A 25483-nucleotide genomic window follows, 5' to 3' on the forward strand; every position below is an offset into this window, starting at 1 on the left:
AATGAATCCCTGGTTCGAAACCGTCGCCGAGGCGCAGCGCCGCGCGAAGAAACGGCTGCCGAAATCGGTGTACGGCGCGCTCATCGCCGGCTCCGAACGCGGCCAGACCATCGACGAAAACCAGCAGGCGTTCACCGAGTTGGGTTTCGCGCCGCACTGCGCGGGCCCGATCGGAGAGCGCGATCAGTCCACCACGGTGATGGGGCAACAACTGTCCATGCCGGTGCTGATCTCGCCGACCGGTGTGCAGGCGGTGCATCCCGAGGGTGAGGTGGCCGTCGCCCGGGCGGCCGCGGCGCGCGGAATCGCCATGGGGCTCAGCTCCTTCGCCTCGAAGCCGATCGAAGAGGTGATCGCCGCCAACCCGGCCACCTTCTTCCAGCTCTACTGGTGCGGCAGCAAAGAGGAGATGGCCGAGCGGATCGGGCGTGCCGCGGCGGCCGGTGCGGTCGGGCTGATCCTCACCCTGGACTGGTCCTTCTCGCATGGCCGGGACTGGGGCAGCCCGGTCATCCCCGAGACGCTGGACCTGCGCGCGATGATGCGATTCGCGCCGCAGACGCTGGCCAGGCCGCGCTGGCTGGCCACCTACCTGCGTGCCGGGCACATCCCCGATCTCACCGCCCCGAACATGGCCGTCGGCGGCAAGGCGGCGCCCGGCTTCTTCGGCGCCTACGGCGAATGGATGGGCACGCCCGCGCCGGACTGGGACGACGTGCGCTGGATCTGCGAACAGTGGGACGGCCCGGTCATGCTGAAGGGCATCATGCGGGTCGACGACGCGCACCGCGCCGTCGACGCGGGCGTGGCCGCCATCTCGGTGTCCAACCACGGCGGCAACAACCTCGACGGCACCCCCGCCGCGATCCGGGCGCTGCCGGTGATCGCCGAGGCGGTCGGCTCGCAGGTCGATGTGGTGATGGACGGCGGCATCCGCCGCGGCAGTGATGTGGTGAAGGCCGTGGCGCTGGGCGCCCGCGCGGTCATGCTCGGCCGCGCCTACCTGTGGGGCCTGGCCGCCAACGGGCAGGCGGGCGTGGAGAACGTGCTCGACATCATGCGCGGCGGCATCGACTCGGCGTTGCTGGGCCTGCGCAAAACCAGTGTTGCGGAACTGGATCGGAGCGATCTCGTGGTGCCGGACGGTTTCGAACGGGCGCTCGGCGTACCCGTCCGGCCGCAGGCCGTCCCGGATCAGATGGTCGCGGGCTAGCTCGACGCCGGTGCGTTACTCGGCCACCCCGCCGCCGCCGGCGGGCGTCCCCGAGCGGTGATGGGCGAGCAACGTGTCGTAGATGTCGGCGAGCGCCGCCAGTTGATCGCGATCCAGCGCGTTGATCATGTGCCGGCGCACGCTGCGCGCGTGCGCCGGCGCGGCACTGCCGAGCAGGTCGGCGCCGTGCGGGGTGAGCCTGGCGGCAGTGCGGCGAGCGTCGTCCGGGATCGGTTCCCGGATGACCAGTCCGCGCTTCTCCATCCGGGTGATCTGATGGGAGAGCCGGCTCTGTGACCATTCCAGGCGCTCGGCCAGGTCGGCGAAGGTCAGCCGGTGGTCGGGCGACTTCGACAGGCTGGCCAGGACCGAGTATTCGACGTAGGTGAGATTGGATTCGCGGGAGGAATCGCGCCCGACGGCGGCGGCGATGAGGTCACGGGTGCGCACGAAACCCAGCCAGGCTCGCATCTCGACCTCGTCGAGCCATATCGGTTCCGTCATGGCAGCCTCCCAACTCCCCGACGTGCCGATCGAAGGACCGCGCGGTGGCCTTCGCCTGCGACAACGTCAGACCTGAGAGGTAGCACCACCGGGTTGAACGTGCAACCTTTTGTGACTACTACCAGGGTCTTAGGATTGCCTAACCCCGGTGGGCGCCGGTCCGGTGGCTAGGCTCGCTGTGCTTGTGACCAGTGGTGCAGGCACCCAGCATCGAGTTAGGAGAGCGATCCGTGACCGCGCCGGAATTCCGCTATTCAGATCTGCTGCCGATCGGCGCGGACGACACCCCCTACCGGTTGATCACGACCGAGGGCGTCAGCACCTTCGAGGTCGACGGCCGCACCTTCCTGAAGGTGGAGCCCGAGGCGTTGCGTCTGCTCACCGCCGAGGCTATGCACGACATCAGCCACTACCTGCGGCCCGCGCATCTGGCTCAGCTCCGCAAGATCATCGATGATCCGGAGTCCTCCGGCAACGATCGTTTCGTCGCGCTGGATCTGCTGAAGAACGTCAATATCTCCGCGGGCGGCATTCTGCCGATGTGTCAGGACACCGGCACGGCGATCGTCATGGGCAAGAAGTCCGAGGGCGTACTCACCGGCGCCGACGACGCGGAATGGATCAGCCGCGGTGTGTTCGACGCCTACACCAAGCTGAATTTGCGCTATTCGCAACTCGCCCCGATCACCATGTGGGACGAGAAGAACACCGGCACCAATCTGCCGGCACAGATCGAGTTGTATTCCACCCAGGGCGATCCCGCGCAGCCGTCCTACAAGTTCCTGTTCATGGCCAAGGGCGGTGGTTCGGCCAACAAGTCGTTCCTGTATCAGGAAACCAAGGCCGTGCTGAATCCGCAGCGCATGCTGGAATTCCTGGACGAAAAGATTCGTTCGCTGGGCACCGCGGCCTGCCCGCCCTATCACCTGGCCGTGGTCATCGGCGGCACCAGTGCCGAATTCGCTGTGAAGACCGCGAAATACGCTTCCGCGCACTACCTGGACAATCTGCCCACCGAGGGCTCGATGGCGGCGCACGGGTTCCGCGACCTCGAGCTCGAGGAAGAGGTCTTCAAGCTCACCCAGGAGTTCGGCATCGGCGCGCAGTTCGGCGGCAAGTACTTCTGCCACGACGTACGCGTGGTGCGGCTGCCGCGGCACGGCGCCAGCTGCCCGGTGGCGATCGCGGTGTCGTGCTCGGCGGACCGTCAGGCACTGGCCAAGATCACGCCGGAAGGTGTCTTCCTGGAGCAGCTCGAGCGTGAGCCCGCGCAGTACCTGCCGGAGCAGACCGACGCCATCCTCGGCGGTGACGTGGTCCGGATCGACCTGAATCGCCCGATGGACGAGATTCGCGCCGAATTGTCGAAATACCCGGTGAAGACTCGGCTTTCGCTGACCGGGCCGCTGGTGGTGGCGCGCGATATCGCGCACGCGAAGATCAAGGAACGCCTCGACGCGGGCGAGCCGATGCCGCAGTACCTGCGGGATATGGCCGTGTATTACGCCGGTCCGGCCAAGACGCCCGAGGGCTACGCGTCCGGCTCGTTCGGTCCGACCACGGCCGGCCGCATGGACTCCTATGTCGACCAATTCCAGGCCGCCGGCGGATCTTTCGTCATGCTGGCCAAGGGCAACCGCTCCGCACAGGTCACCAAGGCGTGCAATGAGCACGGCGGTTTCTACCTCGGCTCCATCGGCGGTCCCGCCGCACGCCTGGCGCTGGACTGCATCAAGTCGGTCGAGGTGCTCGAGTATCCCGAACTCGGGATGGAAGCCGTCTGGAAGATCGAAGTGGAAGATTTCCCCGCGTTCATCGTCGTGGACGACAAGGGCAACGATTTCTTCGCCGAAACGCAGAAGCCGATCGCGTTGCGCGTGCGCACGCGCTCCAAAGAACGCGTCTGAGGACATGGCGATGTCACCCCGATCACCGGGGTGACATCGCCGCCGCGGCGGGCACCCTGGATGGGGTAAGCCCCCGTATCCCCGGAGTCGAGGAGCGCGATGAGTACGTCGTTTCGTATCTCGGATTCAGTCAGCCGACGTCTGGTCTCCCGTGCCGTCCGTGAGGGAACGAGTTCGACCGCACTGCTCGATCGGCTGATCCGCGAAGGGGTCGACCAGCTGGAGCACCCGGGCATCGTCTTCCGCGGCCCGGTGCACGACCGGCGCGCGGCGCTGGCGGCCGGGCCCGAGGTCTGGGAAGTCGTCGCCCGGTTACTGGAGCTCGACGGGCCGGTGGAGCAACGGATCACAGCACTCGCTCAGCGATCGGATCTGCAGGACCGCAAGATTCGCACCGCGGTGGCGTACGCGCGCGAGCACGGCACCGAGATCGGGTCGCGCATCGTGCGTCATCGCCAGGCCGCCGAGATGGCGGGAGTGCCTTCCGGGCAGCGCGTTCCGTCATAGCCACGCTGTGGATAAAGTGATCCACAGCACTGGAACAACATGTGGACAACGTCCGTTCCGCCGTTGTTTGCCGCCAAAAGGATTGGGCACCACCAGAAATGAGCGTCCGCGTTCTTGGATGGAGGATCATGCCGATCGAGCAGACCGCCCGGATCGTCCGGGTGCTGGAAGTAATCGTGACGATCCTGGCCGCGTGCTGTTTGGTCTTGGCCTGGATCGTCGATACGCCGCCGGGCATCATGGTGATCTTCGCCGCGGTCATCGCGTACGGGAGCTGGACGTTCACTCATCCGATCGAGTCGTAACCGGGCGACGTCGCGGCACAGCTCCCGAGGCGGACGCGCGGTTCCCGGGAAGGGCGCGGCGCGACGGCTAGGATCGCCGACATGATCGCAAAGTTGGCGATGTCCGCGGTGGCGCTACCGGCGCTGTTCGTCCTGCTCGCGCCCGGCGCGCACGCGGACCAGCGCACGGCGGTGGCCGCAGCCGCCGGAACCGAAGGCCTGACGCCCGCCTTGGCGGCGGCATACACCGAGGCCGAGGAGGCGGCGCGGGCCGAAGGCGTCACCCTGTACATCAACTCCGGCTACCGCTCGCCCGCCGAACAGCAGGCGATGTGGGAGGACGGCGTCGCCACCTACGGCAGCCCGGATGAGGCGCGCCGCTGGGTGCTGCCGCCCGAGGAGTCCACCCACGTCTCCGGGCAGGCGATCGACGTCGGCCCGCAGCCCGGCGCCCAGTGGCTGGAACGCAACGGCAATCGGTGGGGCCTGTGCCGCATCTACGCGAACGAGTGGTGGCATTTCGAGTTGGCGACCGCACCCGGTGGCCTGTGCCCCGCCTTGCGCGCCGACGCGAGCGAGCCGCCACCGGCCCCCGCGTTGCCGCCGCAGGCGATGCCGCCGAACACCGGCAGCGCCGGCCCGCTGCACATTTGGCCTTGGGGTCCTGCCCAGTAAGTTCCGCTGTCGTCTTGTCCATCGCCCCCGGTCAGCTCGCTGATCGGGGGCGATGTGTTGGTCGATAGGCGAGCTCAGACGGCTCCGGCCGGTTCCAGTGCACCCGGCATGTTGTCGAGTGGAAGACCACCTTCGATCCCGTTGGGGACGCGGCGGCGGTTGGGGGAGCCGAGCGCGGTGGTGAGGTCCGTGCCGTCGTGCTCGGCCAGGAGATCGCCGCTGTCCCACACCAGCAGTGTGGCGCTGACCGAGTTCTCCGCGGTGGAGTGGGCCAGGTCGTAGTGGGCGCAGCCGGGTACGTGCGGGTAGGTGATCCAGAGGTCGTAGCCGGTCATGAACAGATCGAGATCGAATTGGACGCTGAGGCCGAGCAGCTCGCTGCGGCCGTTGTCGTCGACGCCGGCGAAGGCTTCGTCGAGGGCGAGCAGCCGAGGCGCCTGGGGATCGGCGGAGTCCAGCATGACGTGGGCCGCCGCGAAGAGCGGCAGGTGCAGGGACACCGACTGTTCGCCACCGGAGAGCGCGCTGTGCCGGGCGACGGTGAGTTTGTCCTCGGTGCCGTCACCGGAGATCAGGGTGAAGGAGAAGACCCGCCAGGTGCGGTAATCCAGGGTGGCGGCGAGGATTTCGGGGTAGGAGCGTTCCGGGTGGGCGGCGCGGGCGGCCCGGATCTCGGCGGCGAAGTGTGATCGGATGGCGGCCAGGTCCTCCGGAGACAGGGCCGAGGCGTCCCGATCCAGCAGTTTGCACACCGCGCGCGCCGCGTCGGAGAGCGAGTCGGCCAGCACCCAGTGCACGCCGATGGTGTTGCCCGAGGACATCCGGCGCTTCTTCATCTCCGCGCCCATCCGGGCGATGAGATCGCGTGCGTCGGTAGTGCGTTCGTGGATCTGCTGGGCCAGGCCGGTGAGCAGCGCGTCCTCCAGGATGCGGCGTTCGGCGTCGGTCAGCAGCAACTCCTGATCGTGGCGGGCCTGATCGATCCGGCTCGCGAAATCGGCCAGCGCGGACAGACCCTGCTCGTCGGCCACCTGGACCACGGTGAGTCCGTCCGCGGCATCCCACTGCAGACGATAGTCGCGGCCGCAGCCGGCCAGGGCGGCGTCGAACTCCTGCAGCGCGGAGGTGACGGCGCTGCGGGTGGACTTGCGGGCCGCCTCCCCGGCCCGCACCGAAGCGGTTGCGCCGACGAGGTTTTCGAACAGTTCGGCGACCTCGTCGGGCAGCACTGTGCGCACCCACTCCGCCGCCTGCCCGCCACCGTGCGGTCCGGTGTCCGGTCCGGCCTGGGTGATCCGGTAGAGCAGCTGCTCGGGCGTGGACCAGGCGGCCTCGCTACTCGGCCAGCGGCTGTCCGCCGGTGCGCCGAGCAGCCGCAGCAGATCCGGCTGGGCGTAGGGGGCAAGGGTTTTCACGTCGGCGAGGACTTCGGTGAGTGCGGTGCCGAGGGCTTCGTGCGCGGTGCGATACGCGGCCTCGGCGTCACCGACCGCTTCGATGGCGGCATTGGCGGCCTTGCGCGCCGCCTTCTGCTCGGCGCGTGCCGCTTCGATCTTCTCCCGGGCCAGTTCGAGATCCCGGTCGATGTCGGCGGCGCCCGCACCCAGCGCCTCGCGCAGCGTCTCCAGTTTGCGGGACTGTTCCTGGTATCCGGCTTCGGCGGCTTCGGCTTCCTCGGCGAACGCCTCGGCGAGGTCCCGGGCCTCGGCCAGGCGGTCCGCGCCTTCCCGTTCGCGCTCCCGCTCCCGGTCGTGCTCGGTGCGCAGCCGCAGCAGACCGGTGCCGGTGTTCTCGAAATGCCGGATGGCGGCGGCGAGCGCGTCGATATCGCGGGGATCGCGCGGCGTGCTGTGTTCGGCGGCGATGGCGCGCAGCTTCTTGTCGACCGTGGCCACCGTGGCCAATGCCTGATCGAGGTCGCTCTCGGCCTGCGTGACGGCTTCGGAGCGCGACCGCATCATGCCCGCCGCCTCGGCGACCGTGCGCAAGGCCGCGGTAACCGCCGAGGGGCGTGGCAGGACCTTCGCGGCGGCGGCGATGCGGGCGAGTTCGGCGGTGGCGGCTGCTTCTTCGGCTGCCGCCCGGTCCGCTGCGGTGGCGGCCGCTTCCAGCGCGGCGGTCAACTCGGTGAGCCGGAGCTCGCGCCGCCGAGCTCGTGCCGTCGCCCCGATGAACTCGGCCTCGGCTTTGTGGTGCCGGCCGACCTGCACGCCCTGGCGGAAGGATCCGGAGGTGCTGACCGCGACGTGGCCGTCGCCGGGACCGGTCGTGTCGTGCTCGTGCAGCGCGATCGACGCCAGGACATCGGAGACGGTCTGGCGCGGGACGGTCAGCTGCTCGGAATCCTCTTCCACCACAAGCACATCGGCGAGCGTGCGGCCCGACGGGCGGGTCGGTGCCGGCACCAGGAACTGCTCGGAGGTGTATTCGGCGGGCAGGTCGGCTTCCGCGCAGACCCAGGCGTCGAGCAGACCCGCGGCATGCAGGGCGGCCTCGATGCCACCGGCCGCGTCGGGGGCTATGTCGTCGGCGAATCGCACGAGCTGCCACAGCGGCCCGCCCGGCCGGTCACCGCGCGCGTCCAGCCGGGTCGCCGAAGGCGGTGGGGCATCATCGCTTTGGGCCGCGACCCGATCTCGTTCGGCGCTCAGCTCGGACATCCGCTCCGCCGCCGCGGCCGCCCGCGACTTGGCCTCCTGGCGGCGATTGCGCACCTCGTCGAGCAGCGGTTCGGCGCGCTCCGCGAGTACCTCGGCGACACCGGCGGCCTCATCGGACCCGGCGTTCGCCAGGGCGGCGTCGAGCGCGTCGAACAAACCCTTCTCGATGGGGGCGTACACCTCTCGGTGCTCGTCCCACCAGGCGCGCAGCGCGGCCGAGGCCTGGGTGCGGGCGAGTGCGACGGCCGCCTCGGCCGCCGCGACCTCGGCCGCCGCCGATTCCCGCGCCGCCACGGCACGGTCGGACTGACGCTGGGCCCGGGTCCGTTCGGTGGCCGCGGCATCCATCAGTCCCAATGCTTTTCGGACCGCGCGGACGTCGGCGTCGCGTGCTTCGGCGCGGGCCCGGACGGCGGCGGTGAGATTGTCCGCGCGCGAGTCCTCCGAGGGCGCGGTCCACTCGATGCCCGCTTCCTCAGCGGCGGCACGCAATTCGTCTTCGCCACGGGCCAGGGCCGCGGCGGCGGTGCGCACGGCCGAGGTAGCCCGTTCCGCTTCCTGCACCCGCTGATCGAGGGTCTGCCGGGCTTTGAGCGCCTTGTCCCGGTGCACGCTGGCGGAGGTCTCCAGCCTGCGCACCGCGTCGGCGAGATCGTCGAGCTGCTGTTTTCCCTCATAGGCGCTGGAGCGCTGCAAGGTTTCCCGGTCGGTGAGCGCCTGCTCGTAGCTGCGGTCCGCGTCGTCCGCGCGGGCCTCGGCGGCGGTGCGCTCGGTTTCCCGGCGCTCGCGCAGCGCGGTCGCGGCGAACAGCGCGGTGCTCGCGTGCGTCACCGCGTCGAGCCGGGTGCGCACCTGGTCCACATCCGTCTTCGCTTGCACCGCAAGGTATTTCCGGTACACCCCGACGAACGCGCGGGTCGCGGTGTCGGCGTGCACCAAACCCTCGAGGTTGCGCCCCACCTCCTCCATATCGCTGAAGGAGCGCGCCGCGTCCAGGATCATCTGCTCGTCGATCGGCCGCAGACCGTCGGTCAGCGCCTGCGAAAGTCCGCGCGGGTCCAGGTTTTTCGCCAGCTGCGGGCGGCGCAGCGTCAGAATCAAGTTGATCAGCTGGTCGTAGCGCTGGGTGCCGAGGCCGAACATGCGCGCGTCGATCGCGGTGCGGTATTCCACGGGTCGGTCCACGATGCAGTCGGTGCCGATCTGCTCGGCCAGCTGCTTACGGGTCAACGGCCGGTCGTCGGGGCCGATGAGGGAGAAATCCACGCCGACCCGGCCGTCGGCGACGAAATACCAGCGCGTCACCTTGTCCGAGGAGCGGGTGGCGCGCATGCCGATGCCGATGGTGACCACTTCCGGGTCGTCCCAGCTGCCGCGCGCGAACTCCATCCAGATGTAGGAGTAGGCCGATTCCTGCTTGCGGTACAGCAGATTCGACTTCATCGTGCGTTCTTCACCGGCGAACGGGTTGAGCCGGCGCGGTTCGATCCGGCCGTCCAGCACGAACGGGAACAGCACCTCCAGCGCCTTGGTCTTGCCGGACCCGTTCGGTCCGCGCAGCACCAGCCGGCCGTCCGCGAAGCAGAACTCCTGGTCCCGGTAGTCCCACAGGTTGACGATCCCGGCGCGGGTCGGGATGAAGCGCACTCCGCCGTGGATAACCGACATGGTCAAACCCCTTCCGTGGCAACGCCCGCGCCCGCGTCGTGCGAGGACACGGACGCGGCGGTGACGAACAGTTCTTCGGTCCGCTTGGTACGGACGGTGACGACGGCGCCCCGGTACCGGGCGAGGGCGGGCAGGATCAGCAAACCTTGCGGGCCTTCGGTTCCCGGCACCACCTGAACCAGACGCAACCGCTCCAGGAGCGCCACCACCTCGGCGGTCAGTCCCGGCACGTCCGCCTGCCATTGCGCGGCGAAGGTGACACCGTAGCGATCGGTGAGCGCCTGCACGGTCTCGGTCACCCAGGCGTAGGCCAGGAACGGATAGGTCGCGGGTTCCGGTGCGTCCTCGGTGCCGTCCGGATCCGCGTCGTCGTCGGCGGAATCGGCGAACGGGAGATCGGCCAGCGGAGCGAACACCGTGGACTCGGGGATCGCGTCATCGAGTCGCGCGATCAGTCCCAGCATGGGGTCGGTGACGGCGGGCCGCCGCGGCAAGGGATGGTCGATATCGAGCACGAGATCGGCGATCTCGCCGGCCAGCAGCAGCGCCACCTGCGCCAGCGTGCCGGTGCCGGGGAATCGGACATCGGACAGGCGTCCCGAAACATCGATCAGCGCAACACCTTCCGCGCGCCGTTCGGCCCGCAGTCCGGTGAACAGCTCTACCTCGGCGACGATGCGCTCCTGGGCGAGCACCGCGCGCTCGTCCGGCGCGAGGTCCTCGGTGTACACGACGGGCCGCTCCACCAGACCGCGCCGCACCCGGCGCGCGGCGTCGGCGGTGGCGGGCTGCCCGGTGGGCTGGGCTTCCTCCCCGAGCAGCCCGGCCACGCTGTGCAGGTGCTGGAGTGCGCGCGGCGGGCGGAAGATCGCGAACACCACCGGTCGATCGATGTCGTACAGCGCTTCGCCCATCGAGGGATCCGATGCCCAGCCGCCCGCGTCGCCGTCGGCGAGGCTGAGCGCGCCGCGGTGGGCGAGCCAGCCGATCGCGTCCACGAACGCGTCTCGATCCGCGGCCCGGTCAGGGGAGAGGTCGAGGCCGTCGATCCGCCCGGTGTAGGCCGCGACCTGATCGGCCAGCTCCGACAACGTGATCTGGTCACCGGCGCGCCCGAGCGCGGCCAGCGCCAGCGACAGATACGCGTAGCGGCGGCGATCGAACACCCGGTCGTTCACGGTGCGCGCGGGTTTGCCCGCATCGAGCCGATCGAGGACGGGAAACAACCGCGCGGTGGTCTCGGTGACTTCCAGGCGGTAGCCGAACAGTTCGGCCAGATCCTCCCGCAGTTCGGTGGCCCAGCGGCGGATGAGCGGCAGCGCGATGCGGTCCGGATAGGTCCGGGTGATCAGGTGATTGGCGAGGATCACCCGGGCCGCGCGCTGGTAGTTGTCCAGTGCGAGCGCGTCGATGCGGCGTGCGTGAATCATGCCCGGCCTCCCTTGTGCCGGGTCGCTCGCACGTCGAGCTTGCGGCCGTTGAGGTGCAGCAGCCCACGGGAGGTGCGGATCACCGTCGACCCCGGATGGGTCGACACCGTCAGGGTGACGCCGTTGTCCGATCCGGTGGTTCCCTCGACCCGCCCGCTCACCGGCACCCAGGCGGTGGAGGCGGCGTCGAGCAGACGTAGTAGCACCTCGGTCTCCCGGTCGTCCAGTTCGCGCTCGTAGATATTCGCCGCGGCAAGGGATTTCGCGGCTTCGGCGCGTGCGCGCTGCGCGTCCAGCTGCGCCTCCCGCAACCGGCGGATGCTGGCGTCGTTGCGCTGGATCCGGGCGGGCGCACCGGCCTGCGGTGGCCGTCCGGTCTCGGCGAGGGTCCGGGAGATCTCCAATGGCGGTGCGTCCCACCAGGAACGAGTCGGGGGAATCAGGTCCGCGTCGGGATGCTCCATGGACAGATGGCGGGGCCGTCCCAGTCCGAACACCGTGTCGAACAACGCGTGCGCGCTGTCGGTGCTGGGCGCGGCGGTGAACCACCCCGCGAGATGCCGCAACGCAGACTCCCGGCTGACGCCGCCGCGCCGGGTCTCGGTCACCCGCCGCAGCAGCGACAGCACCGCGGCGATCGCGCTCATCGTGGCCTCGCGCAACCGGTCCGCCTCGGTGGAGTCACCCGGCTCCGCCGCCACGAACCAGGTCCGCAAGCCCTGCCACCGCGCCCGCCAATCCGCTTGCCGCTCCTGCGGACTCAACAGCACCCGCTCGTCACATCCCGCCGCCCGTTCGATCAATTCGTCGACGCCGGTCTCCTCGATGTCGGCGATCGCGTTGGCCAGCCGCGGCGCGAACCGCGCCAGATCCATGCTGAAGTCCCGCATGTGGGCCAGCAGCGCGTCTTTGTGCACGAGAAACGCCTCGGGCGTGATTTCGGTCGTGCGGACCATATCGCCCAGCGACAGATAGAAATGCGCGGCCCGCGCCGCCATGTCGGTCAGCGCCGCATCCAATCGCCGCAGCGTCCGATAGACCCGCTCCGCGTCCCCGGCGTGGTTCGCCTCCGCCAGCGCGTGCAGATCCGCGAGCAACTCCGGCAGCACCAGCCGCGACAAGGCCGCCTCGTCCAACCGCGCCGCCAGTACTCCCGCTACCGCGCGATAGGCCTGGAACCCGGCCTGGGAGAACTGATACACGTAATGGCGGTTGCGGTACTCGGCCAGCGTCGCCGCCCGGGTCCCGTCATAGGACCGTTCCAGCACGCCCCACTGATGCAGCTGATCCAGCAGCGGTCCGATCTCCGCCCCGGACAGCTCGGCCGCTCCCGCGCTGTTGCGCCGAATCCACTCGGCGACGTCGTCGGCGTGCAGCAACACCACATACGCGGCTCGCGCGCTGTCGAACGCGCGCAACACCCACAGATAGTCAGCGCGCTTCTCCGCCGTAGCGAAGGAGAACAGCCGCAGCCGCTCGTCGCTGAGTTCGAAGTCGGCCCGCGGTGTTTCGTCGAGCGTCGGGCCATCGGCGGAGTCGGTCACCGGGAACAGGGTAGTAGCGGGCGAGTCGCCACCCGACGGAACAACCCCGCGTGTCCGGTTTGCGGCGTGTTCGCGCAGGCAAATTGGAATGGTCGAATCCGGTGGCGGCAGCAGCGGTTGCGGCGGATTCGCTCACTCGGGGGAGAGGGATCGCAGCTGGTCCAGGTAGATTCGGGTGCGGGGATCGCCGGGAAACCGCTCGATGATCTCGCGTGCCGCCTCACCGGCGATCCACATCAAAGACGGCAGTGATCTGCGTTTGCCGGAAAAGGCGCGCATGCCTTCGTCGACCGCGAGTTCCAGGTCGCGGTTGCGGACGGCGACCACGGCGAGCGTCAGATGAGCTTCGGACACGCGCATGGGATTGCGGATGGTGCCGTCGGCGCGGGTGGAGTTGCGGATGACTTCACGCGCATAGGTTTCCGCGAGCTTGTCCTCACCGGCGACGCGGCAACAATCCATCGCGTAGAAATCGAATTTCTGCGGGTCGACGACGAAATGGTTGTCGAGATTGATGGGCGGATCGAGTCGCTCCAAGATCGCTCGGCCGGTGCCCAGGGACCGCTCGACCTCCGCGCGATCCCCGATCCGGGCCCAGGCCTTGGCGCGCTGGGCCGCCAGCTGGACACCGACGCCAAGGGAGCTGGACACCTCCAGCGCACCATCGGCAGCCTCTATGGCACCCCGGTAGTTACCTTGGGTCAACGCGAACCAGGCCGCCATTTCCGCGGCCCAGCCGGTGATTTCGGTGTGGTCGGCTTCGAGTCCCAGGGAGCAGGCGGCGCGGCGAGTGGCCTCGGCGGAGGTGCGACGGCCCAGGTCGTAGTCGACGCAGCCGACCAGCAGGGCGACCCAGCCTGCGAGCACGAGGATTTCGCGATGCTGGGCCAGGGTGAGACGACCGTCGAGCAGCGAGGTGATGCGGCGCAGCCAGGCCGTTCCCTCGCTGTGCAGGGAATGCGGGTCGGCATAGGGATATTCGCAGCACAGGCGTTCGGCGGTGATCCGGATGGCGTCCAGGGTGGCCGCGGACACGTCGGACATGCGCAGTCGCCCAATGAATTCCAGCGTGTCCATGCCCGTGGCGGAGAGCAGCTCGTCGTCCCGGTTGGGCCGGGATTTGGGGAAGAACGCCGCGGTCACGGTGTCGAAGGCGGCGGCGATGATGGGGGCGTAGAAGTCGTCGGGGCGGGACTCGCCCGACTCCCAGCGCCGCCAATTGCGCAGCAGCGTACTGTCTGTCGGCAAATTGTGCGACGACTTGGCGCGCATCACGCGCACGGCGTCGGCTTGGGACCACCCCCTGGCGTCGCGCTCGGAGCGCATCCGGACAGCCCAGACGGGTCGATCGTCTCCAGCGGCCACTGTGCAAGTATCGCACCAGTTAACGTTCAGCGGACCGAATAGGGCATAGAGATGTCACTGGGTTGACACCTGCTTTTGCAACATGGCGTCCGACATCCTGGACAGGGAGCGGCTACAGTTTGCCAACCCACTGCCCCACTGTGCTTTACCCCTTCAGCGGGACATCCAAAACAATGCACTCAGCGACCCATAACCAACGGAGGTTCGGGTGGAAGCGTTGATCTATGGATACTTGCGAGACGATCTTGCCGACGGCCACAGCGCGGAACTCGAGGATGCGATGAGCATGCTCGCGGAAGCCGAAGGGCTGTGCTTCGCCGCTACTTTCCATGAATCGACTTCGGGTGACGGCACGGCGTTCGCCGAGCTGACGCAGGAACTCAAGCGCGCCGACGCGCACCACGTAGTGGTTCCTTCGCTCGATCACTTTGCCGGCCAGACCATTCCCCGCGACATTCTGATCGCGAAGCTGGCTCAGGACGCGGCGGCCCAGGTGTGGACCGTCGAGGACTTGCAGGGACCACCCGGCGGCCGCGGCTGAGGTTGCCCGGCGAGCGCGGCCCGCGGCCGCGCCCCCGCGCCTGTTGATTACAGCCCGAAACTCCCGGGACCCCGCCTGCGCAGGTACTTTTCGAATTCCGCCGCGATGGCGTCGCCGTCGACCTTGGCGATGGCCTCGTTCATATCCACCGCCGCGTCGCCGCGCTCCTCCAGCGAACGCACGTACTCGCTGATCTCCTCGTCGCCGACGGTCATCTCGTTGACGGCGTCTTCCCAGTCCTCGGCCTGCTTGGGCAGTTCGCCGAGCGGCACCTCGATATCGAGCACATCCTCGACTCGGTGCAGCAACGCGATGGTCGCCTTCGGATTCGGCGGCTGCGACACGTAATGCGGCACCGCCGCCCAGAACGAGACCGCGGGCACACCGGCGCGCACACACTGGTCCTGCAGCACCCCGGTAATACCGGTCGGTCCCTCGTAGCGGGTCTGCTCCAGGTTGAACCGCTCGGCCGCTTCCTTGCTGTAGGCCGACCCGGTGACCGGAACCGGGCGGGTATGCGGAGTATCGGCCAGCAACGCGCCGAGGATGACCACCGTCTGCACGCCCAACTGCTCGATCATCGCGAGCAACTCACCGCAGAAGCTGCGCCAGCGCATATTCGGCTCGATACCGCGCAGCAGCACCACGTCGCGCTCGCTGCCGGGCGGCGAACACACCGACAAACTCGTGGACGGCCACTGGATTTCCCTGGTCACGCCGTCGACCTGGCGCACCGTCGGGCGGTTCACCTGGTAGTCGTAGTAGTCCTCGGAATCGAGTTCGGCTAGCGGTTCGGCGTCCCAGATCAGTTCCAAATGCTCGACCGCGCCACTGGCCGCGTCACCCGCGTCGTTCCAGCCCTCGAAGGCCGCGACCAGCACGGGATCCCGCAGCGTCGGCAGTTCCGACTCGGGAGTTTCACTGGGGTTCACCCGTTCACCCTACGGTGTGGGCCCCGCGAGCGCTGTGTCATATAGGAAGGACACGGCCGGGTCCGGAGATCGCGGTGTGGTCCGGTTCACGTACCCCTCACCTGCGGAGGTGCGGTTGGTGGCTTTGTCGCCCGCGCCCTTTACGCTTGTACGCATGCCTGCGTCCCGTACCGCCCGCGTTCAGCCTGGGAGGCGTCCTGTCGCCGACCCCGCGTTCGATACCACGCTTCTCGACACGCTCGCTCGTCGTGTCGTCATCGGCGACGGTGCGATGGGCACCATGTTGCAGGCGGCGGATCTGACGCTGGACGATTTCCGCGGCCTGGAGGGCTGCAACGAGATCCTCAACGACACCCGGCCCGACGTGCTGCGCAGCATTCACCGCGCGTACTTCGAGGCGGGCGCCGACGCGGTCGAGACCAACACCTTCGGCTGCAACCTGCCGAACCTGGCCGACTACGACATCGCGGATCGGATCCGGGATCTGTCCGAGCGCGGCACCCGGCTCGCGCGGGAGGTCGCCGACGAGATGGGCCCGTCCGCGGACGGGACCCCTCGCTATGTTCTGGGTTCGATGGGTCCCGGCACCAAACTGCCCACCCTGGGGCACGCACCCTTCACGGTGCTGCGCGACGCCTACGTCGAATCCGCCCTGGGCATGCTCGACGGCGGCGCCGACGCCATCCTGATCGAAACCTGCCAGGATCTGCTGCAGGTCAAGGCCGCGATCACCGGCAGCCGCCGGGCCATGGCGCAAGCCGGTCGCCGGATCCCGATCATCACCCACGTCACCGTGGAGACCACGGGCACCATGCTCGTCGGTTCCGAGATCGGCGCCGCGCTCGCCGCCCTGGAGCCGCTCGGCATCGACATGATCGGCCTGAACTGCGCCACCGGCCCGGCCGAGATGAGCGAGCACCTGCGCCATCTGTCCAAGCACGCGCAGCTGCCGGTGTCGGTGATGCCGAACGCGGGCCTGCCGGTGCTCGGCCCCAATGGCGCGGAATACCCCTTGACGCCCGAGGAATTGGCGATCGCGCTGCGCGGGTTCGTCGCCGAATACGGCTTGGCGCTGGTCGGCGGCTGCTGCGGCACCACGCCCGAGCACATCCGCCAGGTCACCGCGGCGGTGCGCGAGGTGGAGAAATCGCTGCCGCCGATCGCCGAGCGCCGCCGGCCCGAGCACGAGCCGAGCGTCTCCAGCATGTACACCGCGGTGCCGTTCGAGCAGGACGCCTCGATCCTGATGATCGGCGAGCGCACAAACGCCAACGGCTCCAAGGCTTTCCGTGACGCCATGCTGGTGGAGGACTGGCAGAAGTGCCTGGACATCGCCAAGGACCAGACCCGCGACGGCGCGCACATGCTCGACCTGTGCGTCGACTACGTCGGCCGCGACGGTGTCAAGGATATGGAGGCCCTGGCCTCGCGCCTGGCCACCTCCTCCACCCTGCCGATCATGCTGGACTCCACCGAAACCCCGGTGCTGCGCGCCGGTTTGGAGCACCTGGGTGGCCGGTGCGCGGTGAACTCGGTGAACTACGAAGACGGTGACGGCCCCGAATCCCGCTTCCAGCAGACCATGGCACTGGTCGCCGAGCACGGCGCGGCCGTGGTGGCGCTGACCATCGACGAGGAGGGGCAGGCACGCACCGCCGAGAAGAAGGTGGAGATCGCCGAACGCCTGATCGCCGATATCACCGGCAACTGGGGTCTGCTGGAGAGCGACATCATCATCGATACGCTCACCTTCACCCTCGGCACCGGCCAGGAGGAGTCGCGCAAGGACGGCCTCGAAACCATCGAGGCCATCCGCGAACTCAAGCGCAAACACCCGGATGTGCAGACCACCCTGGGGCTTTCGAACATCTCCTTCGGTCTCAACCCGGCTGCCCGGCAGGTGCTGAACTCGGTGTTCATGCACGAATGCGTCGAAGCCGGACTGGATTCGGCGATCGTGCACGCGTCCAAGATCCTGCCGATGGCCCGCATTCCCGAAGAACAGCGCCAGACCGCGCTGGATCTGGTCTACGACCGCCGCGGCGAGGATTACGACCCGTTGCAGAAGTTGATGTCGCTGTTCGAAGGTGTGTCGACTTCCTCGACGAAGGCCTCGCGCGCGGAGGAACTCGCGGCGCTGCCGCTGTTCGAGCGTCTGGAGCGGCGCATCGTCGACGGCGAAAAAGCCGGTATGGAAGCCGATTTGGACGCAGCCATGGCCGAGGTGCCGCCGCTGCAGATCATCAACGAAACCCTGCTGTCGGGCATGAAGACCGTCGGTGAGTTGTTCGGGTCGGGCCAGATGCAGTTGCCGTTCGTGCTGCAGTCCGCCGAGGTGATGAAAACCGCGGTGGCCTATCTGGAACCGCACATGGAGGCCACCGACGACAGCGGCAAGGGCCGCATCGTGCTGGCCACCGTCAAGGGCGACGTGCACGACATCGGCAAGAACCTGGTCGACATCATCCTGTCCAACAACGGCTACGAGGTGGTCAACCTCGGTATCAAGCAGCCGATCGCGACGATTCTCGACGCCGCCGTGGACAAGAAGGCCGACGTCATCGGCATGTCCGGCCTGCTGGTGAAGTCCACGGTGATCATGAAGGAGAACCTGCAGGAGCTCAACGCCAAGGGCGTCGCCGAGCAGTTCCCGGTCCTGCTCGGTGGCGCGGCGCTGACCCGTGCCTACGTCGAGCACGATCTCACCGAGGTCTACCAGGGCGATGTGCACTACGCGCGGGACGCGTTCGAAGGCCTGCGTTTGATGGACGAGATCATGACCGTCAAGCGCGGCGGCGGTATCGACCCCAACAGCCCGGCCGCCGTCGCCGAGCGGGAGAAGGCCGCCGAACGCAAGGCCCGCCACGAGCGTTCCAAGCGCATCGCCGAGGAGCGCAAGGCCAAGGAGGTGCCCGTCGTGGTGCCCGAGCGCTCCGACGTGGCCGCCGACCTGCCCGTTCCGGTGCCGCCGTTCTGGGGCACCCGCGTGGTGAAGGGGCTGGCGCTGCAGGAGTATTCGGGTCTGCTCGACGAGCGAGCGCTGTTCCTGGGCCAATGGGGTCTGCGCGGCCAGCGCGGCGGTGAGGGCCCCAGCTACGAGGAGCTGGTGGAGACCGAGGGCCGGCCGCGGCTGCGGTACTGGCTGGACAGGCTGGCCACCGAGAACGTGCTGCAGCACGCCGCGGTGGTCTACGGATACTTCCCGGCGGTGTCGGAGGGCGACGAGGTCATCGTGCTGACCGAACCGGATCCGGATGCGCCCGAACGCTATCGGTTCACCTTCCCGCGCCAGCAACGCGACCGATTCCTCTGCATCGCCGACTTCATCCGTTCCCGGGCCAAGGCGAAGGAGGCCGGTCAGGTCGACGTGCTGCCGTTCCAGCTGGTCACCATGGGCCAGCCGATCGCCGACTTCGCCAACGAGCTGTTCGCCGGCGACAATTACCGCGACTACCTCGAGGTGCACGGCATCGGCGTGCAGCTCACCGAGGCGCTCGCCGAGTACTGGCATCGCCGAATCCGCGAGGAGCTGACGCTGGAAGGGCATGCGGTGGCCGAATCCGATCCGGCCGACGTGCAGGACTACTTCAAGCTCGGTTACCGCGGCGCCCGCTATTCCTTCGGCTACGGCGCCTGCCCTGATCTGGAGGACCGCGCGAAGTTGGTCGACCTGCTGGAGGCCGGCCGGATCGGTGTGGTGCTGTCGGAGGAACTGCAGTTGCATCCCGAGCAGTCCACCGACGCGTTCGTCCTGCTGCACCCGGAGGCCAAGTACTTCAACGCCTGATCCGACCACGCGGGATGTTGTGACGGTGCTCACGGAATGATCGGCGTCGGCGGACCGCGTATTCGGTTGTCCGGGAACGGATAAGACCAGGTTATCCGGTACCGGCGGGCACGTGATTCGTCCCACCCGGCGGAAGTCTTGCCGCGAGTTGGTGGATCTCCGCCGGTTGGGTATGCCATTGTCGATGCAGTTGCAACTGCATCCGGAGCAGTCGGCGGATGCGTTCTGTCGGCGACTGTTCGCAGGTCGCCCGAAATGGTCGGCCACAAACTGCTTACGGGTGCAAAGTACTTCGGCGCGTACGATTTTCGGATATTCCGGACTCGCGCGCAGGAGTGCGATCGAGCTCGGCGTGAAAGCAGGGAGGGTTACAACCCAATGACGGCGGACCGGTTGATCGCTGGACGGTATCGGCTCACGGATCCGATCGGCACCGGCGCCATGGGCGTGGTGTGGCGTGCCACCGATGTCCGGCTGCGGCGCACGGTCGCGGTCAAACAATTGATCCTCGGCCCCGGGTTGTCCCGCTCGGCCGCCCTCGAAGCCAAGTTGCGCGCCATGCGCGAGGGCCGGATCGCGGCCCGGCTGCACCACCCCAACGCCATCACCGTCTTCGACGTCGCCGAAGAGGACGGCCAGCCCTGGCTGGTCATGGAATACATGAACGCGCCCAGCCTGGCGGCGAAACTGTCCGGCCACCAGACGCTGCCGCCCGAGGAGGTGGCGCGGATCGGCGCGCAGGCCGCGGCCGCGCTGTCCGCCGCGCACGAGGCGGGGATCATGCACCGCGACGTGAAGCCCGCCAACCTCTTGGTCGCCGACGACGGCACCGTGAAGATCACCGACTTCGGTATCTCGCGTGCTGTCGGCGACGTCACGGTCACGGCCACCGGCTTCCTCGCCGGGACCCCTGCCTATCTCGCGCCGGAAGTGGCGCGCGGCGAGAATCCCGAACCCGCCTCCGACGTGTTCGCGCTCGGTTCGACCCTGTACGCGGCCGTCGAGGGCAGCCCGCCCTTCGGTGAAGGCGACAACCCGCTGGCTGTGCTGCACTCGGTGGCCCGGGGCGAGATCCCGCCGCCGAAGCAGGCCGGTGAACTCGGCCCGGTGCTGCTGCGTCTGCTCGCACCCGTCATCGATGCCCGGCCGACCATGCGCGAGGCCCGCGAGGCGCTCGAGGCCATCGCCGACGGCCGGGTGCCGGCCTTGGCCGCGGCTCCGGTGAGCACCCGGGTGATGCCCGCGCCGGGTGGCGACGCCACCACGGTGCTCGCCACCCCGGGTTCCGATGATCACGGCCCGACCGAATTCATTCCGGCCGCCGCACCGGCGGCCCGGAACCCCACCCCGCCACCGCCCACCCGGACCGGTGACACGCTGCGCGGGGGTGCGGGGGAGCGCGGACCGAACAAGCAGATCCTGGCGCTGGTGGCTTTCGCCGCGGTGGCGGTGTTGATTGCCGGGGTGCTGCTGTGGAGCCGCGACAACGGCGACGACCCGGTGGCCCAGCAGAGCACTACCGCGGAGCCGGCCGCCCCGTCCTCGGTCGGCGGCGGCGATCCGGTGCAGCGGGAGCCGCAGAACCCGCCGTCGTCGACGACCACGCCGCCGCCCACGAGCAGCACCACGCCGCCGCCCACCACAACCCCGCCCCCGACGACCACGCCGGCCGGGCCGCCCACCCCGGAGCGGGTCGCGCAATTCATTCAGGGCTACTACGGCATGCTGCCCGGCAATATCGACGGTGCGTGGTCCCAGCTCGCCCCGGCCTATCAAGCCCAGACCGGCGGCTACAACGCCTACTCCTCGTGGTGGCGGACGATCCGGTCGGTGAGCGTCAGCAATGTCACGCCCAGCGGGGACGGGGCCACGGCCACGATCAACTACGTGAAAGCCAACGGTCAGCGGGACAGCGAAACCCGCTGGTTCCGCGTGTCCTCCGAAGGTGGCCGCCTGCTCATCACCGCCTCGAGCACCTGACCTCCGGAAACGGCCAGCCGTTACTCTGGTGAACGACTTGGTGGAGAGGCCGCCGCGGATTTCGAGGAGTGACACCGAACGTGACAGCGCTTGCCGCGGTTCTCTGGGATATGGATGGCACGCTGCTCGATTCGGAGAAGCTGTGGGACATAGCCGTTCGTGAGCTCGCTCGGGAACTGGGGCACGAGATGACCGACGAGATCCGCCACGCGCTGATCGGCTCCGCGGGCCCCGACGCCATGCGCATCATCTTCACCGGCCTCGGTCTCGAACCGGACGTGGCCGAAGTCGAGCGGGCCCGGCTGTTCCTGGAGACCCGCGTCGCCGAGCTGATGACCGGACCGATCCCGTGGCGCCCCGGCGCGAAAGACGCCCTCGCCATGGTCCGCGCGGCCGGCCTGTCCAGCGCCTTGGTCACCAACACCAAGCGGTCCCTCGCCGAATACGGCCTGGACACCCTCGGCCGGGAATTCTTCGACGCCTCGGTCTGCGGCGACGAAGTCCTCCAGGGCAAGCCCGACCCCGCCATCTACCTGCGCGCCGCCGAACTCCTCGGCGTCGACCCGAAACACTGTGTGGCCATCGAAGATTCGCCGACCGGCGCGCGAGCGGCCGAACTGGCGGGCTGCGCGGTCCTGGTCGTGCCCTGCGAAATCCCGGTCCCCCCGAGCCCCACCCGCGTCTTCCGCGACACCCTCATCGGCCTCACCCACACCGACCTGCGACACATTCGCCACGAGATCGCCTGACCCGCGATCATCGCACGTCCGACGTGGCCGGCTCGCGCGGTGGCCGCCGCATTGGAGGTAGGCACAAACCGCGGTGAGAGGCATTGTCTTACAACATAACTCGGTATCGGTGCGGATTGTGATGGTGCTCACGGGGTGGGGAAAGCGGCGCGCGGAGCTCGTGGGTCGATCAAAATAGCAACATGGCGGCGACCGGGGATTTGGACGAATTGGTCGACACCGTGCGCTATCCGCTGGCCGATCGCGAGGGTCGGGGCGCGGCTGTGGCGCGGGCTCGGGCCGACCTGGCCGACGGTGGCTGCACGGTCTTGCGGGGGTTCATCCGGCCGGAACTGATCGAAACGCTGCGGGCGCAGGGCGCGGCGCTGGCGCCGCACGCGCACTACGAGGTCGAGCAGGTCAACGCCTACAATATTCCGCTGCACACCGACTTGCCGCCCGATCATCCGGGGCGGATCGTGCTGGAGCGAGGCAACGCGTTCGTGGCGCGCGACCGGATCCCCGGCGACGCACTGATTCATCGGCTCTACACCGACGAACGGTTCCAGCGTTTCGTCGCGGACTGTTTCGGCCTCGCCGAGCTGCATGAATTCGCCGATCCACTGGCCGGGCTCTGCCTGAACGTGGTGGCTCCCGGCATGTCGCACCCCTGGCACTTCGACACCAATGAGTTCACCGTCAGCATGCTCACCCAGCCCGCGGAATCCGGCGGGGTCTTCGAGTACTGCCCCAATATTCGATCTCCCGAAGCGGAGAACCTCGACGACGTTCGCAGTGTGCTCACCGGCTCCGGTGCGCGGCACGTGCGTCGGCTGGAGTTGCGGCCGGGTGACCTGCAGCTGTTCCAGGGGCGCTTCTCGCTCCATCGAGTGTCACCGGTATCCGGTGCCGCGCAACGCCATTCGGCGATCTTCGCCTACACCGACCGTCCCGGTGTGATCGGCACCGTGGAGCGCACCCGGCAACTGTTCGGCCGTGTCCTGCCCGACCATCTAGCCGCCCGGGCACGCCTGGTCCGTGGCGACCAACTGCTCGACTGAGCAGCCGCGTCCGTTCGAGAGGAACACACACGTGCCAGTACCGTTGCATACGACCGGGAAAGCCTCCTTCGACGACATCTACCACCGTCCCGATCCGCGCGACTATTACACCCGCCTGGCAGATTTGGACTATCGCATACCGGAATTAGCGAAAACCCATTTCGCACAGCAAATCCTGGAGTGCCGCGCGGCGACGGGCGGCGAAACGCTCACCGTGCTCGATATCGGCTGCTCCTACGGCATCAACGCCGCGTTATTGCGCCTGGATACCAGCATGGGCGAGCTGGCCGAATATTACGGCGATGCAGTCGAATTCGATCGGGCCGCATTGGCCGCTCGCGACCGCGCGCGACTGGCCACGGCGGACAAACTGCCGGGTATCCGATTCCTGGGTATGGATGCCGCCCGCCCCGCGCTCGCCTACGCACACGCGGCGGGCCTGCTGCACGACACGGTGCATGCCGACCTGGAAACCTCCGAGCCGACCGAGGAGCAACGCCGTATTCTGGCGAGCGCCGACCTGGTGATCTCGACCGGATGCATCGGCTATGTGACGGAGAAAACCCTTGCGCGCATCGCGTCCGCCGGCTCGCGCCGCCCACCGTGGATGGCGCATTTCGTGCTGCGAATGTTCGATTTCGCGCCGATCGCCGCGCACCTGTCGACCCTGGGTTATCGCACCGAACGTGTTCCCGGCATGTTCGAGCAGCGCCGGTTCGCTTCCCCTGGTGAAAGGTCGCAGGTGCTGGATCTTTTGACCGCCAAGGGCATAGATACCGCAGGCTATGAAGCACAGGGCTGGCTTTACGCCAACCTCTACCTCTCGCGCCCATAATTCCCTTGCCGCACCGCATCGAATACGAGGAATCCCAGTTGAGTGACCGAACCTTCGCAGCCGACGACCATCTGCCCCGGGTGCCGCTGCCGGCATTGACGGACAGCTGCACCCGATTCATGCAGTGGTGCGCACCGTTGCTCAGCGCCGAGGAATACGCCACCACCCAGGCCGCGGTCGACGATCTGCTGCGCCCCGACGGTCCCGGCCGGAAATTGCACGCGGCACTCACCGAATACGACAACACTCCCGGTGTCGGCAGCTGGCTGGACTTGTTCTGGCCTTCGCGTTATCTCGGACGGCGTGATCGCATCGCCCTGAACGCCAATTTCTTCTTCCTCTTCCGGGACGACACGACCTTGGCGACGTCGACCGAGGCGAATCAAGTGGATCGTGCCGCGGCGATCGTCTCCGCCGCCACCGCGTACAAACTCGCGCTCGACGACGAAGCGATCGAGCCCGCCACCCAGCGCGGCCAGCAGTTGTCGATGTGGCAGCACAAATATCTGTTCTCCGAAACCCGGATTCCCGGCGCCGATCAGGACAGCGTGCGGGTGCCCTACAGCGATGACTGGCCGGGGCCCTCGGACGCACGCCACATCGTGGTGTTCTGCCGCGGCACTATGTTCCGGCTGGACGTGATCGGTCCGGGCGGGCGGCCGTACTCCCCGGACGACCTCGCCGAAGCCTTGCGGGCGGTACTCGCCACGGCGGGCACCGCCGAGGCGCCCGTCGGACATCTCACCACCAAGGCCAGAGCCGAATGGGCCGCCAGCAGAACAACTTTGCGGGCCGAACCGGCCAACGTCGCAGCACTCGACACGATCGAGACCGCCCTGTTCTGCCTATGCCTGGAAGATCTCGAGCCGCGTGACGACTTGCACGCCTGCGATCAACTGCTGCACGGGAACAGCGGGAACCGCTGGTTCGACAAAGCGGTGTCGTTCATCGTTTTCGCGAACGGTCAGGCCGGCATCAACGTCGAGCACTGCGGACTGGACGGCACCACCATTCTGTCCTTCGTCGACACCCTGCTGGAGACGCCGGCGGCTGAGCACGCGGCCCGCTCGGGTGCGCACACACAAGGCACACCGCCGCTCGAGCCGATCGAATTCGTCCTCGACGAGGCACTGCGGGCCGATATCGCGGCGGCCGGCGCGGACTTCGCGGAGTACGCCGCGGCGAACGCCACCACCACGGTCTCCTTCGATTTCGGCACGGCCCGCGCCAAACAACTCGGCATCTCCCCGGACGCGTTCGCGCAGTTGAGCTATCAGTTCGCACACCGGCGCAGCAAGGGTTTCACCGGCGCCACCTACGAATCCATCGCCACCCGTCAGTGGCGCAACGGCCGCACCGAGGCGATGCGGGTGGTGACGCCGGAGATGGTGGCGTTCGTCGACGCGATGCAGGACCCCGCGGTGGGCCGGGAAGCGCGCATTGCCGCCGCCCGCACCGCGGCGGGCGCACACGTCGAACGGGCCAAGCAGTGCCAGGCGGGCGACGCGCCCGAGCAGCACCTGTGGGAACTGCAGTGGATCCAGCGTCGCCGGGGCGCCGAGCTGGGCGTCACCGAGCCGATCCCGCTCTATGACAGCCCAGGGTGGCTGATCATGCGCAACGACTACCTCAGCACCAGTTCCGCTCCGTCGGTCAACATCGAGTACTTCGGGTTCGGTTCCACCAGTCCGACCTGCATCGGCGTGGCCTATGTGCTGCTGCCGGACCGGTGGAACCTCTACCTCGCCACGCCGAAAGCGGTGGCCGGCCAGATGTACGCCTTCGCCGACCAGCTGCGCACCGCGGTCGCCGATCTGGCCGCATTGCTGGCGTGATCGAGGTCCGCACGCGGGGTGAGCAAC

18 protein-coding genes are annotated in these 25483 nt (G+C 68.2%); 12 read left to right on the top strand and 6 right to left on the bottom strand.

Going from position 1 to position 25483, the window contains the following annotated elements; genetic code table 11:
* Position 1: 1 nt before the first annotated feature.
* Positions 2 to 1213: a pre-mycofactocin synthase MftD gene (gene mftD, locus BJ987_RS19030; protein ID WP_209891778.1), complete on the top strand. Its 1212-nt coding sequence runs from the start codon at positions 2 to 4 to the stop codon at positions 1211 to 1213.
* Positions 1214 to 1228: 15 nt separating this feature from the next.
* On the opposite strand, the gene BJ987_RS19035 is transcribed toward mftD, so the two are convergent.
* Positions 1229 to 1717 carry a MarR family winged helix-turn-helix transcriptional regulator gene (locus tag BJ987_RS19035; protein WP_209891781.1) on the bottom strand — a complete coding sequence of 163 codons (489 nt, stop codon included), beginning with the start codon at positions 1715 to 1717 and terminating at the stop codon, positions 1229 to 1231.
* A gap of 230 nt (positions 1718 to 1947) precedes the next feature.
* Here BJ987_RS19035 and BJ987_RS19040 point away from each other — a divergent pair, with 230 nt between their 5' ends.
* From BJ987_RS19040 to BJ987_RS19055, 4 genes are all read left to right on the top strand, one after another.
* A complete protein-coding gene (locus BJ987_RS19040) occupies positions 1948 to 3624 on the top strand; it encodes a fumarate hydratase (protein WP_209891783.1) in 1677 nt (558 codons plus the stop codon).
* 99 nt (positions 3625 to 3723) lie between these two features.
* Positions 3724 to 4131: a hypothetical protein gene (locus BJ987_RS19045; RefSeq protein WP_209891786.1), complete on the top strand. Its 408-nt coding sequence runs from the start codon at positions 3724 to 3726 to the stop codon at positions 4129 to 4131.
* A 128-nt stretch (positions 4132 to 4259) separates the two neighbouring features.
* Complete coding sequence (locus tag BJ987_RS19050) at positions 4260 to 4436, top strand: hypothetical protein (protein WP_209891788.1); 177 nt, start codon at positions 4260 to 4262, stop codon at positions 4434 to 4436.
* An 81-nt stretch (positions 4437 to 4517) separates the two neighbouring features.
* Positions 4518 to 5090 (top strand): M15 family metallopeptidase, encoded by a 573-nt coding sequence (locus BJ987_RS19055; RefSeq protein WP_209891791.1) that lies wholly within the window; start codon positions 4518 to 4520, stop codon positions 5088 to 5090.
* A 74-nt stretch (positions 5091 to 5164) separates the two neighbouring features.
* Here BJ987_RS19055 and BJ987_RS19060 read toward each other — a convergent pair whose 3' ends face one another.
* The 4 genes from BJ987_RS19060 to BJ987_RS19075 all read right to left on the bottom strand — a co-directional run bounded on the left by BJ987_RS19060 (position 5165) and on the right by BJ987_RS19075 (position 13757).
* Positions 5165 to 9418 carry a TIGR02680 family protein gene (locus tag BJ987_RS19060; protein ID WP_209891794.1) on the bottom strand — a complete coding sequence of 1418 codons (4254 nt, stop codon included), beginning with the start codon at positions 9416 to 9418 and terminating at the stop codon, positions 5165 to 5167.
* Between the two features lie 2 nt (positions 9419 to 9420).
* Positions 9421 to 10845, bottom strand: coding sequence for a TIGR02678 family protein (locus BJ987_RS19065; RefSeq protein ID WP_209898693.1), 1425 nt, complete (start codon positions 10843 to 10845; stop codon positions 9421 to 9423).
* Entirely contained in the window at positions 10845 to 12320 is a 1476-nt protein-coding gene (locus tag BJ987_RS19070; protein WP_209898696.1) for a TIGR02677 family protein, read from the bottom strand. Before BJ987_RS19070 ends, BJ987_RS19065 begins: the two co-directional genes overlap by 1 nt.
* A gap of 204 nt (positions 12321 to 12524) precedes the next feature.
* Positions 12525 to 13757, bottom strand: coding sequence for an NsdA family TPR-like regulatory protein (locus BJ987_RS19075; RefSeq protein WP_307869672.1), 1233 nt, complete (start codon positions 13755 to 13757; stop codon positions 12525 to 12527).
* Between the two features lie 208 nt (positions 13758 to 13965).
* Here BJ987_RS19075 and BJ987_RS19080 point away from each other — a divergent pair, with 208 nt between their 5' ends.
* Complete coding sequence (locus BJ987_RS19080; RefSeq protein WP_209891798.1) at positions 13966 to 14298, top strand: hypothetical protein; 333 nt, start codon at positions 13966 to 13968, stop codon at positions 14296 to 14298.
* A gap of 47 nt (positions 14299 to 14345) precedes the next feature.
* Here BJ987_RS19080 and BJ987_RS19085 read toward each other — a convergent pair whose 3' ends face one another.
* Positions 14346 to 15230 carry a PAC2 family protein gene (locus BJ987_RS19085; RefSeq protein ID WP_209891802.1) on the bottom strand — a complete coding sequence of 295 codons (885 nt, stop codon included), beginning with the start codon at positions 15228 to 15230 and terminating at the stop codon, positions 14346 to 14348.
* 154 nt (positions 15231 to 15384) lie between these two features.
* Here BJ987_RS19085 and metH point away from each other — a divergent pair, with 154 nt between their 5' ends.
* The 6 genes from metH to BJ987_RS19115 all read left to right on the top strand — a co-directional run bounded on the left by metH (position 15385) and on the right by BJ987_RS19115 (position 25456).
* Positions 15385 to 19017 (top strand): methionine synthase, encoded by a 3633-nt coding sequence (gene metH / locus BJ987_RS19090; protein ID WP_209891805.1) that lies wholly within the window; start codon positions 15385 to 15387, stop codon positions 19015 to 19017.
* A 378-nt stretch (positions 19018 to 19395) separates the two neighbouring features.
* Positions 19396 to 20997, top strand: a complete 1602-nt coding sequence (locus tag BJ987_RS19095; RefSeq protein WP_209891806.1) for a serine/threonine-protein kinase — start codon at positions 19396 to 19398, stop codon at positions 20995 to 20997.
* A gap of 68 nt (positions 20998 to 21065) precedes the next feature.
* Entirely contained in the window at positions 21066 to 21746 is a 681-nt protein-coding gene (locus BJ987_RS19100) for an HAD family hydrolase (protein WP_372446879.1), read from the top strand.
* A 182-nt stretch (positions 21747 to 21928) separates the two neighbouring features.
* Positions 21929 to 22786 carry a HalD/BesD family halogenase gene (locus tag BJ987_RS19105; protein WP_209891809.1) on the top strand — a complete coding sequence of 286 codons (858 nt, stop codon included), beginning with the start codon at positions 21929 to 21931 and terminating at the stop codon, positions 22784 to 22786.
* Positions 22764 to 23621 carry a class I SAM-dependent methyltransferase gene (locus BJ987_RS19110; protein ID WP_307869674.1) on the top strand — a complete coding sequence of 286 codons (858 nt, stop codon included), beginning with the start codon at positions 22764 to 22766 and terminating at the stop codon, positions 23619 to 23621. Before BJ987_RS19105 ends, BJ987_RS19110 begins: the two co-directional genes overlap by 23 nt.
* Positions 23622 to 23659: 38 nt before the next feature.
* Entirely contained in the window at positions 23660 to 25456 is a 1797-nt protein-coding gene (locus BJ987_RS19115) for a choline/carnitine O-acyltransferase (protein WP_209891812.1), read from the top strand.
* Positions 25457 to 25483: the final 27 nt, after the last annotated feature.

It is taken from the genome of Nocardia goodfellowii, assembly GCF_017875645.1.
Taxonomy (GTDB): Bacteria; Actinomycetota; Actinomycetes; order Mycobacteriales; family Mycobacteriaceae; genus Nocardia; species Nocardia goodfellowii.